The organism is Streptomyces sp. HSW2009, from assembly GCF_040240285.1.
Lineage (GTDB): Bacteria > Actinomycetota > Actinomycetes > Streptomycetales > Streptomycetaceae > Streptomyces.
The window spans coordinates 1-11,205 of record NZ_JBEHZD010000239.1; the positions used below are offsets into that span (position 1 = coordinate 1).

General features: G+C 71.8%; 10 protein-coding genes and 3 tRNA genes. 5 read left to right on the plus strand and 8 right to left on the minus strand.

What is annotated here, in order from left to right; genetic code table 11:
- Positions 1 to 523: 523 nt before the first annotated feature.
- Complete coding sequence (locus AAHZ94_RS18505; protein WP_349994069.1) at positions 524 to 1,258, plus strand: D-Ala-D-Ala carboxypeptidase family metallohydrolase; 735 nt, start codon at positions 524 to 526, stop codon at positions 1,256 to 1,258.
- On the opposite strand, the gene AAHZ94_RS18510 is transcribed toward AAHZ94_RS18505, so the two are convergent.
- Positions 1,180 to 1,443, minus strand: coding sequence for a hypothetical protein (locus AAHZ94_RS18510; protein ID WP_349994070.1), 264 nt, complete (start codon positions 1,441 to 1,443; stop codon positions 1,180 to 1,182). The two genes, AAHZ94_RS18505 and AAHZ94_RS18510, sit on opposite strands and share 79 nt — an antisense overlap.
- A 59-nt stretch (positions 1,444 to 1,502) precedes the next feature.
- Positions 1,503 to 2,672, minus strand: a complete 1,170-nt coding sequence (locus AAHZ94_RS18515; protein ID WP_349994071.1) for a carboxylate-amine ligase — start codon at positions 2,670 to 2,672, stop codon at positions 1,503 to 1,505.
- Between the two features lie 1,123 nt (positions 2,673 to 3,795).
- Here AAHZ94_RS18515 and AAHZ94_RS18520 point away from each other — a divergent pair.
- The 3 genes from AAHZ94_RS18520 to AAHZ94_RS18530 all read left to right on the plus strand — a co-directional run bounded on the left by AAHZ94_RS18520 (position 3,796) and on the right by AAHZ94_RS18530 (position 6,769).
- On the plus strand, positions 3,796 to 5,238 hold the full coding sequence (locus AAHZ94_RS18520; protein WP_349994072.1) for an MFS transporter: 1,443 nt from the start codon (positions 3,796 to 3,798) through the stop codon (positions 5,236 to 5,238).
- Positions 5,238 to 5,921 carry a MarR family winged helix-turn-helix transcriptional regulator gene (locus AAHZ94_RS18525; RefSeq protein ID WP_349994073.1) on the plus strand — a complete coding sequence of 228 codons (684 nt, stop codon included), beginning with the start codon at positions 5,238 to 5,240 and terminating at the stop codon, positions 5,919 to 5,921. The genes AAHZ94_RS18520 and AAHZ94_RS18525 overlap by 1 nt, the downstream gene beginning before the upstream one ends.
- Positions 5,922 to 6,202: 281 nt before the next feature.
- Positions 6,203 to 6,769 (plus strand): allene oxide cyclase barrel-like domain-containing protein, encoded by a 567-nt coding sequence (locus AAHZ94_RS18530; protein WP_349994074.1) that lies wholly within the window; start codon positions 6,203 to 6,205, stop codon positions 6,767 to 6,769.
- A gap of 155 nt (positions 6,770 to 6,924) precedes the next feature.
- Here the strand turns inward: AAHZ94_RS18530 and AAHZ94_RS18535 are convergent, their stop codons facing one another.
- The 6 genes from AAHZ94_RS18535 to AAHZ94_RS18560 form a co-directional block, all read right to left on the minus strand.
- Positions 6,925 to 7,395: a cupin domain-containing protein gene (locus tag AAHZ94_RS18535; RefSeq protein WP_349994075.1), complete on the minus strand. Its 471-nt coding sequence runs from the start codon at positions 7,393 to 7,395 to the stop codon at positions 6,925 to 6,927.
- 96 nt (positions 7,396 to 7,491) lie between these two features.
- Positions 7,492 to 8,328: a helix-turn-helix domain-containing protein gene (locus AAHZ94_RS18540; protein ID WP_349994076.1), complete on the minus strand. Its 837-nt coding sequence runs from the start codon at positions 8,326 to 8,328 to the stop codon at positions 7,492 to 7,494.
- A 141-nt stretch (positions 8,329 to 8,469) separates the two neighbouring features.
- Positions 8,470 to 8,871, minus strand: coding sequence for a hypothetical protein (locus AAHZ94_RS18545; protein WP_349994077.1), 402 nt, complete (start codon positions 8,869 to 8,871; stop codon positions 8,470 to 8,472).
- A gap of 989 nt (positions 8,872 to 9,860) precedes the next feature.
- A tRNA-Ile gene (locus tag AAHZ94_RS18550) sits at positions 9,861 to 9,934 on the minus strand.
- A gap of 210 nt (positions 9,935 to 10,144) precedes the next feature.
- Positions 10,145 to 10,217 (minus strand) — tRNA-Asn (locus AAHZ94_RS18555).
- 5 nt (positions 10,218 to 10,222) lie between these two features.
- Positions 10,223 to 10,295 (minus strand) — tRNA-Asn (locus tag AAHZ94_RS18560).
- Between the two features lie 236 nt (positions 10,296 to 10,531).
- Here AAHZ94_RS18560 and AAHZ94_RS18565 point away from each other — a divergent pair.
- Positions 10,532 to 10,831, plus strand: a complete 300-nt coding sequence (locus AAHZ94_RS18565; protein WP_349994078.1) for a YtxH domain-containing protein — start codon at positions 10,532 to 10,534, stop codon at positions 10,829 to 10,831.
- Positions 10,832 to 11,205 lie beyond the last annotated feature (374 nt).

Below are 11,205 nucleotides of genomic sequence, written 5' to 3' on the forward strand. Positions count from 1 at the left end.
CGGGCGGTGGGGGGGCGCGGGGGGGGGGGGGGCCGCCCCCCCCCGGCGGGGGGGGGGGGCGCCCCCCCCCCCCGGGGGGGGGGGCCCCGCGCCCCCCCCCCCCCCACCCCGAGCACCCACCTCACGACACCGGACACCGCCCCCCGCACCCATGCCTGGCCCCGCACCCACACCCACACCCACCGCGAACTCCCACCCACACCCACCATGAATCCCGAACCCGAACCCGAACCCGAACCCGAACCCGAACCCACCCCCACACCCCCGCCCACCCCCGACCGCACCCGTCCGACAACGGAAGGGTCGGCCAACTCCTGGCGACCACACGACGAGTGGGCGAACTTTTGCCACCTGGCCCGCGCGAGGTTGACGCGCGTAGCTCCCTGCCACAGGCTAGGGCGCGGCCACCGCGGCGGACGCGGCGGCGGCCCCTCCAACTCCGGCGCCGCGCAGGCCATGCCACCCCGCGCGGGCCGGCAAAAGTTCCCTGCGGGTCACAGGGATTGACGGTCGGGAGGCCGGAATGCTCCAGCGCACCACGCGCCTGCTTGTCTCATTTGTCATGATCATGGCTGGCGCGGTGATCGGGGTCGGCGCCGCGTCGGGCACCGCCCAAGCCGCCTCGTGCTACACGTGGAACCGCACTCTCTCGCAGGGTTCGTCCGGCGCCGACGTCACCCAGCTCCAGATCCGCGTCGCCGGCTGGGTGACCTCCGGCGAGCGGCTTTCGTACGACGGCCAGTACGGTGCGCGCACCGCCGCCGCGGTGAAGAAGTTCCAGGCCGCGTACGGCCTGAGCGCGGACGGCGTGGCCGGCCCGAAGACCTTCAGCAAGATCTACGCGCTCCAGGACGCGGACTGCACGCCGATCCACTTCACCTACGCCGAGTTGAACCGCTGCAACTCCACCTGGTCCGGCGGCGCGGTCTCGGCGGCGACGGCCAAGTCGAACGCCCTGAAGACGATGTGGAAGCTGGAGGCGATGCGGCACCAGCTCGGCGACGTGCCGATCCAGATCTCCAGCGGGTTCCGCTCGTATGCCTGCAACAAGGCGGTCGGCGGCTCGGCCACCAGCCGGCACCTGTACGGCGACGCCGCCGACCTGGTCGGCTCGCCCAGCTTCTGCCGCTTGGCGCAGCAGGCCAGGACGCACGGCTTCTCGCAGATCCTCGGCCCGGGCTACCCCGACCACAGCGACCACACGCACGTCGCGTTCAGCCCGTCGCAGCTCTGGTCCGCGTCCCGCTGCGGCATCTGACGCCCACGCGACGCACCACCGCACAGCGGTGGGGGGGGGGGGGGGGGGGGGCGCGCGGCCCCCCCCCCCCCCCCCCCCCCCCCCCCCCCCCCCCGCCCCCCCCCCCCCCCCCCCCCCCCCCCCCCCCGCGGGGGCCCCCCCCCCCCGCCCCCCCCCCCCCCCCCCCCCCCCGGCCCCCGAAGCACTCCCCGGCCTCGAAGCACTCCCCTCAGCCGTGGCGCACGGACCCCGTCCGGCCGCCCGCTCAACCGAGGAGTTCGGCCGCCGCCGTCTCGGTGACCAACTGGTCTACTACGTCCCCCAGTTCACCGCTGCCGGCAAAGGTCCTGCGCTGCCGCTCGGCCGAGTTGCGCCAGCGGAGCACCGCCCGCGCCAGGCCGCTGACCTCCGCCCAGTCCCCCGCCTCAAGCAGGGGCTCACGGACGTGGGCGAGCAGCCGGTTGACGTACACCGGCGCCGGCACCAGCTCCCCCGCCACCGGGTCGATCAGCTTTCCGTCGAGCCCGTACCGCGCCGCCCGCCACTTCGCCGCGTGCAGCAGTTCGGCGGGCGCGACGGGCGCGGGGGCCCCGCGGTCGATCTCGCGCAGGCTCTGGTGCACCAGCGCGCGGGAGAGTCCCGCCTGAAGTACGGCCTCGTCAATGGTGGTGCAGGCGTCGGCGATCCGGAACTCCACCGTGTGGTAGCGCGTGCCGGGCCGTACGTCCCAGAACACCTGCCCGGCATCCGCGCTGGTCCGGGTGGAGACCAGCCGGCGCACCCGGTTCTGGTGATCGGCGTAGGAAGCGAGCGTGGGCGGCGTGCCGGCCATCGGCCACCGCGCCCAGATGGTGCTCCGGTAGCTCGCGTACCCGGTGGCCTCCCCCGCCCAGAACGGCGAACTTGCCGACAGCGCCGACAAGATGGGCAACCAGGGCCGTACGCGGTTCATCACCTCCACGGCCGTGTCGCGGTCCTCCACCCCCACGTGCACATGGCAGCCGCAGATCAGCAGCTCGTCCGCGAGCCGGGCGTAGGCGTTGACGAGGTGGTCGAACCGGGGCCGCGGGGTGAATCCCACCTGCCGCCAGTCGGCGGACGGGTAGGTGCCCGAGGCGACGACAACGGCCCCCGCCTCGGCCGCGACGCCGATCAACGCCTCGCGGTGGTCCCGCAGTTCGGCCCGTAGGGCGGCCAGACTCCAGCAGATTCCGGTACGACTCTCGATCATGCACGGGCGTATCTCGGCGCTGAAGTGCTCGCCGCCGTCCCCGCCCAGCGCATCGAGCAACGGCCCGCTGTCCGCGACCCGATGGCTGTGGGCATCGGCCACGAAGAACTCTTCTTCGACCCCCATGGACAGCAGCCCGTCCACGGGCGACCGCCCAGCGTCCTCCCCGGGCGTCGGGGCAGCCGTGACGGCATCGGTACTCATCGCGCGGCCTCACAATCCGAAATGGGATACGAGTACGAGGGGCGCCGATCGTCCGTGTCGGCGCCCGGGTCCAACGGGCGGGCCACCTGCGGCAGTCGTCCCCCCTCACGCGCTCCCCGCGCCACGCAAGCCACGGCCCCGACGACGGCTCGGGCAACAACCCGGGCGAGGGCAGCGGCCCGGGCGAGGGCAGCGGCGAACGCCGCAACGGTGCCGCACCGGCCGGCCGAGCCTTGAGCCGTACCGCACCCACCGGCCGCCCGCGCCCCCGCGGCACGTCGGCAACAGCGGCAACAGCGGGAACGACAGTCAGTGGGCCCGTACGCGCGCGGCGGCCGACCCGGGCGTCCCACCCGGCGACGGGCGCCACCCGTCCGGCCGGTCCCGCGCTGTGGCGGCGCGCCTTCGGCGTCATCGGGCGCCGGGGCTCCGTACCGCGGCGCGCGTCCGCCGGGGCCGGCCGCACCAGGTGATGTGTCGCACCGTTCGCTAGCAGAGCGCCCACCCCGTCCCACTGCGGAGAAGCGGCCCGGACCAAACGCTCCATGCTAGCGCGCACCCTCCGAACGCCCCCTGGACCGATCCCGCCCGGGGCAACATTGGCCGGATCGACAATTCCCACCGCGACGGGCGTACCCGTACGCGCCCCGCGCACCACGGGACCGCACCGACCGCCCACCCCAGGTGACCGCCCCGAACCACCCGCCGGCGCGCCCCACCATCCCGCCCGACCGCGTCGCACCCCACTCCCCGACCCACCCCAGCCGGACCGGTTCTCGCTCGCACGCACCCCACACACCCACACCCACACCCACACACCGAAGCACCCTCCACGCACCGCACCACACCGCACCGCACCGCACCACACCACACCGCACCGGGCCAGCCCACCAGAACCAGGCCCACCCAAACCAAGCCAACCCGAGCCAGGCCAACTAGCGCCCCCGCCCAACCCCAGCCACCCTCACACCAGAGCCACCGCCCCAGCCCCGGGCTCCAGCCTCGACCCACGCCCGGCCCGGGCCACCCCAGTACCCCGCGCCCAACGCCCCGCACCACCGCACGGAACAATTATTTATGCCACCATAATGATTACAGGGACTCAACTATCTCGGGGACCGCCATGACCGACCTCGCCCCACACCGCCGCTGGCTCGTACTGGCCATCTGCTGCCTCAGCCTGCTGATGGTCAGCCTCGACACCACCGCACTGAACGTCGCCCTCCCCTCCATCCAGCACGACCTGGGCAGCTCGGTCTCCGGCCTCCAGTGGACGATCGACGCCTACACGCTCGTCCTGGCCAGCCTGCTGATGTTCGCGGGCTCACTCGCCGACCGCATAGGCCGGCGGCGCGTCTTCCGAACCGGCCTGACCGTCTTCATCACCGGCTCCGTCCTGTGCAGCATCGCCCCCGGCCTGGGCTGGCTGATCGCCGCGCGCGTGGTCCAGGCGATCGGCGGCTCGATGCTCAACCCCGTCGCCATGTCCATCGTCAGCAACGTCTTCCCCGACTCCCGCGAGCGCGCCCGCGCCATCGGCATCTGGAGCGGCGTCGTCGGCATCAGCATGGCCGCGGGCCCGCTCCTCGGCGGCGCGCTGGTGGAGACGGCCGGCTGGCGGGCCATCTTCTGGCTCAACGCCCCGATCGGCCTGACCGCCCTGCTCCTCACCCGCTGGTACGTGCCGGAGTCCCGCGCCGAACGTCCGCGCCGGGTCGATCCGATCGGCCAGGCCCTGGTCATCGTGCTGCTCGCCACCACCACGTACGCGATCATCGAATCGCCGGTGCGCGGCTGGTCGTCACCGCTGGTCATCGCCTGCGCGGCCACGGCGGCCGGCGCCCTGCTGACGTTCCTTCGGTACGCGCGGCGCCGCACCGACCCCCTCATCGACCTGCGGTTCTTCCATTCCGTACCGTTCTGCGGGGCGACCCTGATCGCCGTCGCCGCGTTCTTCTCGCTCGGCGGCTTCCTCTTCGTCAGCTCCCTCTACCTCCAGAACGTGCGCCATCTCGACGCACTGCACGCCGGCCTGTTCATGCTGCCGATGGCAGCCATGGCGATGGTCAGCGCGCCGCTGTCGGGGCGGATCGTCGCGGCCCGCGGCCCCCGCGTCCCGCTGGTCACGGCCGGCGTCGCCCTCGCGGCGAGCGCCACCCTCCAGGCCCTCACCTACTCCGTGCACCTCTCCACCGCGGTCCTCGTCCCCGCGTACGCGCTCTTCGGCATCGGGTTCGGCCTGGTCAACGCGCCGATCACGAACACCGCCGTGTCCGCGATGCCGCGCTCGCAGGCCGGTGTGGCCGCGGCGGTGGCCTCCACCAGTCGCCAACTCGGCCAGGCGCTCGGCGTCGCGGTCATCGGCGCGCTGATGGCGACCACCAGCCACACCAACCCCACGGACTTCGTCCACACCGGCCGCACCGCCTGGTGGCTGATCGCCGGCTGCGGCGCGCTGATCCTGCTGATCGGTACCCTCACCACTGGCCGCTGGGCTCAGTCAACGGCCCAGCACACCGCGAAGCGGTTGGCTGTCGAGGAGACCAGAGCGACGGTGAGGGCCTGATGGCGCGCCCAGAGGACACGAACCAGCAGGCGGACGAGGCTCCTGCCACGGATGACGCCCCCGCCACGGATGACGCTCTCGCCACGGACGACGTCCCCACCGCGGACGGCACGCACGCCGCTGACGACGCTCCCGCCTCGGACGGCACTCCCGCTACGGACGACGCTCCAGCCGCAGACGACCCTGCTGCCACGGACGACGCCCCGCACCCCGGCGCCGCCACACATCCCGGCGACGCCACGCATCCCGGCGACGCCAGACACCCGGGCGACGCCACCGCCGAGGCCGCCACCCGCGCCTGGCAGGGGCTGCACACCCTGCTGCTGGACCGGCACAACCGCCGCAAGGAGGTCGCCGACGCACTCGGCATGAGCTTCAGCCGCATCCGCGCCCTGCGCCGCATCGCCCCCGGCCCGCTCACCCTGCGGGAACTGGCCGGACGGCTGGCCAGCGACCCGCCGTACACCACCGTCATCGTCGACGACCTGGTACGCCGCGGCCTCGCCGAACGCCTCACGCACCCCGTCGACCGCCGCGCCAAACTGGTCCGCCTCACCGAAGCCGGCCACACGGCAGCCACCCGCGCCACCGCCATCCTCGCCACCCCACCCGACGCACTCCTCGCCCTCCCAGCGGAGGACATCGAGGCGCTGGACCGCGTGGTGGGGAAACTCCTGAAGTAGCGGGGCGGCACGCTACGGGGCGTGGGGGTGGGTGGGGTTTACGGGGGTGGATGGGGTGAGGCCCGGCCGTCACGCCTGATCGGGCCATTTCCCCGGGCGTTGGACGCCTTACGCACGGGGGGGAGGGACGGTACGGAAATTCCGCACGCACCTCCATGTCCCCGTTTCTCCATGCCTCCCCGCCTATGACGCCATAGCAATTTTGGCCTTGGACGCAGTGATTCGGGCGCCATAGCGTCAAGTGCGTTCACCCGCCAAGGCCACTGGGAGGAGAACCCGACATGGTCGACACGGCCGTCAACGAGATGGATTCCGCCGATGCACGGGCACGGAATGGGCGAAATGGGAAGCAGCCGCGCGGCGAGAAAGCCAGCCGGAGCACGCTACTGCGGCTCACCGCCGTGGCACTGGCCACCGCAGCCGTCGGCGTGTTCGCGCTGGGGAGCGCAGGCGCCGACACCCCGCAGCGCGACTCGGTCGACATACTCGACCTCACCATCCAGAACGACCAGTACGCAGAGAACGACCTCGGCCCGGCCGGCCCGAGCCTCGGTGACACGAGCGTGTATTCCGGCGGCGTACTCCAAGAAGGCCGCAAGGTCGGGCTCGGCGGCGGCTCCTGCCATATCGTCCACATCGCGGGCGAAAAGCGCACCACCCAATGCCTCATCACACTGAACCTCGAACAGGGTTCGCTGACGATGCAATCGCTCGCAGAAAAGGGAGCGAGCTCCCTGGACATGGCCATCACCGGCGGCACCGGCGCTTACAGCACCGCCCGCGGCACGGTCCGCTACTGGGACATCGCCACCCCGAACGAACGCCTCCGCGCCCGCATTCTCCGCTGACCCGGCCACCGCGCCAAACCCCACATCGCGAGGATGCCGACGCCCGCCCCCTCGTACCCCACCCGCCCGCGACACCCCGGTCCCCGCCGACGACACCCGCCGGCGAGGACCGGTTACGGCAACGAACCGGCAGACGCAATGCGCGGCGCATCGCATCAAGGCGCTTGCGGACCGGGCGCGCCGCCACCGTCCTCGACCGGGCTGGCGTCGATCCGCGGTCGGTGGTCGGTGCCGAGGCCGGGCGTGACGGTCAGAATGGTCGTCGGCCCCGCCAGATCGACCGCGTGCCAGGTGCCGGCCGGGTTGACGGTGGCCTCGCCCGGTCCGAGTACGACGCGTTCGGGCGCACCGTCCGCCTCGCGGATGACCGTCGCGGAACCGCTGAGGCAGATGACGAGTTCGTCGCCCGCGGGGTGGCGTTCCCAGTGGTCACCGGGGCCTTCGCCGTCGATGATCGCCACCAGCCGGCCCTCCCCGCCGTCCGCCGCGACGGCGGCACTGTAAGCCTGGAGCACCTCCGGGTCCCAGGCGAAACCCTCGATGGGTCGCGCCCGCGAACCCATTCCGAGGTGGATGGGGGTCGTACGCAGGTCGATGGCGTTACGGGTGTGGTTCACGAGTCTCATGAGGATGATCCTCACGGGACCGCGCCCCGACGGTCTTGAAGAAATGGGAACGGATCGGGGACGGAATCCGCTCCGCGGCGGCCACCCGTTCGGCGGCTACCCGCCTCCGAGAAGGACCTCGCCGCGACGCCAGACCGTCGGCGGCCGACCGGTGAACTCCCGCCATTCCCGTACGAGATGGGCCTGGTCGGCGTAGCCGGAGCGGGTCGCCACCTCGGCCCACGGGAGCGGGTCGCGCGCCGTCGCCAGATCGTGCGCGTACTCGAAGCACAGCACGCGGGCGAAGGTCTTCGGCGTCAGCCCCACCTCACCGCGGAACTGCTCGGTGAGGTGTCGCCGGCTCCAGCCCAGCTCCGCGGCGACGGCCCCCACCCGTACGCGCCCCCGCGCGGCGACGAGGCGACGCCACGCCTCGGCCACCTCGGGGCGCACCCGGGGCGGTCCCTCGCCGCCGGTGGCGCGGCGGACGGCCCGTAGGAACACCTCGTCCAGCACGGCGAACCGCGCGGCCCACGTCGGCGCCGCCCGAAGCCGCTCGACGAGTTCCCCGCCGAGCGCTCCGAGCAGTTCGTCGAGCGGCACGAGCCGGTGGGCGAGCACGGCGGCGGGCACCCCGTAGACGGCGCGCGCGCCGAGGGGCGTCAGCGATACCCGCACGCCCTGCTGGTGACCGTCGTGGTGAATCCCGACGGAACGACACATCAACCCGCCCGCCACACCCCCGTACCGGACGACCGGCACGCCGTCGCCCACGCCCGACGCCACCGGCAAGGGATCGGCGAGGCTGACCACCGCGGTGAGCGCGCGCCCCGGCGGACCGCAGTGCACCCCCGCCGGAAACCGACGCAGATCAAATCCGACGTACGAGCCGACATACCGCCGCAAGGCAGGCGCCGGCCGCACCTCGACCTCGCTAGCCGTACGGTCCCCCACACTGGCCAGTGTACGAACGGGCGGCACCACCAAGATCCCCACCGCCCGAACGCCTCAAAGCACCCCGGCCGCGCCGCGAACCAGCGCCCCACTCGGAATCGCCACCCGACGGCGATCACCGCCGGGAAACCCGCCGCACCTTCACTCGGACCCGGCGGCGCCGCGCTGGTCCTCAACGTGGACGACGTTCAGTTCGGTGCCGTCCTGATGCCGCTTGGAACGTCCGCACATTCCGACAGCGAGATTGTCCTGCCCGCCGGGCTCATCGGGCGCAACATAGGTGAGGACGTCATGGTGATGGCCGGTGACCACCCACCCATCGACGTCCCTGGCATCGATCACCCCAAAATCTCCCGCGGGAGTCCCCGCGCGCACGGGCCCGAATTCCGCGAGAAGGGCAATGGCCTGCTCGGCAAGGTCTCCGTCAGGAGCCGTGAGCACCACACAGGTGCCATGCTCAAACACCACCCACGACTTGCGCGGGTCAACAAGAAGGCGCCGCCAGACGCCGGCGAGTATCTCGGTATCCACACGGACCATCATGCCGCAGAGGCACCGTTCGAGGGCCGAATTTAGGAGGCGCCGAACTTGGGGCGAACCAGGTTTGAGAGGGCCGACGTCTGCGGCGAACCGGCCCTGGGAGGGGCCGATTTATGGGGGACACCCGCGGATTCACCCTCCCCCGCGGCGGCACGGCCTCACCGACCACCACCAGCAACGACCGCGGCTTCGACTCTCTCCCCACCCCCCATGACCGCCCTCGCCCCGATCACCGTGCCGCTGCTGGCGAACCCACCGCCACCCACATCGCGCACACCAGCAACGAACCAGAAACACCCAACTCAAGTACGCGCGCGAGCAAACCGCTTCCCCAACTCCTCCACGGACAGCGTCATTTCGCCGATGGAGTAGCCGGTAAGGATTCCGCAACCTCCCGACCTCACCTTACGGCCGAAACTCGGCGAAACCCCTCCAGTTCAGAATCTCCGGAAATTCCTTCGCAGCCTGAAATAGTTGCGAGAAATCGCCCCTAGTGAGCTGGATGGCCAGTTTGGACTCGTGGGTGGCGGAGCCCTTCAAAAGCTCATTCCTCTGTACGACGCCGCCCCCGCCCCCAGGCGCTGGAGATCCAGCAGACACTCGGCCCGGGGCCGAAACCCCCTCGACCTCCAGCATCCGCCCCTTCCGCAATGCCCCTTCCACATCCTCCAGCAACTCACCCGACAGCTCCTGTCGCCACCGCACCACCGCCCCACAGCAGGAGCACCGCCGGTTGCCAGTGCCGGGCCGTAGCGTGGCCGTGTCCCTGTTCCCCACTGCTGGCTGCCGCGCGAGACGGGCGGCCGAAGGCCGGGCCCGGTGACGACGGGTCCGACCTTCGCCGTACCTCGGCCTGCCCAGCCACGACCATTGGCCCTTCGGGCGAGCAACGGGCGAGCCAACGGTCCCGAACGCACGAAGGGGAGCCCCCTGAAGTTCTGGGAGCTCCCTGAATTGCCTGGTCAGAACGATCCTTCAGGCGAAGATTGAGGTGGGGCGGGTGGGACTCGAACCCACGACCGACGGATTATGAGTCCGCTGCTCTAACCGGCTGAGCTACCGCCCCGTAACGGCGCGTCGCGCACATCTGTGCGCGCCGTCTGCCGCAGCATAGCCGCTCATACGATCTGCTGCCCCCGAGGGTCCGCATCGCGCATAAGTGGGGACTACGGGAGGTCCCCGAGCGGTTCCCGAGCGGGTGGAATTGCTGGTCGTGGCCGGCTCGGGGGTGGTGGAACGGGCATGAAAAAAGCCCCTTACGGGGCTCTTCCTTCAGCTCCCCCGACTGGACTCGAACCAGTAACCCTCCGGTTAACAGCCGAATGCTCTGCCAATTGAGCTACAGGGGACCGAGCTCCCCCGACTGGACTCGAACCAGTAACCTGCCGGTTAACAGCCGGCTGCTCTGCCAATTGAGCTACAGGGGATTGCTCCGTGTGCCTCGATTGCGCCCCCCTCCGGTCTCCCGGGCGGCGCGCGCTCGCTGCGACACATACATTAGCGCAAGCAGGGGGGTGCTTCGCCAATCGGTTCCCCAGGGATGATCAGCTAGTGATCAGAGGGTGATCACCAGCCGCTGCGGGTAGGCGGGCACCACGACCCAGCGGGGCTGTCGTGTTCCGTGTGGTCCGGCAGCAGCGGAGAGGCCAGGAAAGGTGGAGTGATGCGCTACCGGCTGACGTTCATCACCGGAGTCGCCGTCGGCTACGTGCTCGGCGCGCGGGCCGGGCGTGAACGGTACGAGCAGCTACGCAAGAGCGCGCAGCGAGTCTCCCAGAACCCTGCGGTCCGCAACACGGCCGAAGCCGCCGCGCACGGCGGGCGTGAGGCGGCCGGCAAGGCGTTCGACGCGGTGAGTGCACGGTTCGGCGACCGGCTCCCCGAATCGGTGTCGGCGCGGGTTCAATCGCTGCGTGAGCAACGCAATGCCACAGAGGACGACTGGGGCACCAGCAACACCTAGCCGGTGCACCGGCTCGGATGGACGGCGGGTTCGGGGCAGCGCCCCGGGCCCGTCGTGCGTTTGGCGCGCGTGACGCGGGTAACGCGCGGGGCAGCGGCGAAGCTGCGTACGGAAGAACGGAAGAACGGAAGATGCGGAGAGCGGATAGGCGCGGGAGGCGGCGCTGCGTGGGGTCGGCCGCGTCGGTACGGTCCGGTCGACGCCACGCAGGTGGGAGTGCGGCGCGGGCGCCGCGCGGGGGGGGGGCGCCGCCCCGTCCGGCCCCCCCCCCCGCCCCCCCCCGCCCCCGCCGCCCCCCCGGCGGCCCCCCCCCCCCCCCCCACGGCCGCCGCCGGGGCGCATGGCCCAGTCGCCCAGGACACGGTCGCGGTGGC

Excerpts from the sequence above, each read along its gene's own strand:
- AAHZ94_RS18505 (WP_349994069.1), top strand. The coding sequence starts at position 524 with ATGCTCCAGCGCACCACGCGCCTGCTTGTCTCATTTGTCATGATCATG.
- AAHZ94_RS18515 (WP_349994071.1), bottom strand. The coding sequence starts at position 2,672 with ATGAGTACCGATGCCGTCACGGCTGCCCCGACGCCCGGGGAGGACGCT.
- AAHZ94_RS18520 (WP_349994072.1), top strand. The coding sequence starts at position 3,796 with ATGACCGACCTCGCCCCACACCGCCGCTGGCTCGTACTGGCCATCTGC.
- AAHZ94_RS18525 (WP_349994073.1), top strand. The coding sequence starts at position 5,238 with ATGGCGCGCCCAGAGGACACGAACCAGCAGGCGGACGAGGCTCCTGCC.
- AAHZ94_RS18530 (WP_349994074.1), top strand. The coding sequence starts at position 6,203 with ATGGTCGACACGGCCGTCAACGAGATGGATTCCGCCGATGCACGGGCA.
- AAHZ94_RS18535 (WP_349994075.1), bottom strand. The coding sequence starts at position 7,395 with ATGAGACTCGTGAACCACACCCGTAACGCCATCGACCTGCGTACGACC.
- AAHZ94_RS18545 (WP_349994077.1), bottom strand. The coding sequence starts at position 8,871 with ATGATGGTCCGTGTGGATACCGAGATACTCGCCGGCGTCTGGCGGCGC.
- AAHZ94_RS18565 (WP_349994078.1), top strand. The coding sequence starts at position 10,532 with ATGCGCTACCGGCTGACGTTCATCACCGGAGTCGCCGTCGGCTACGTG.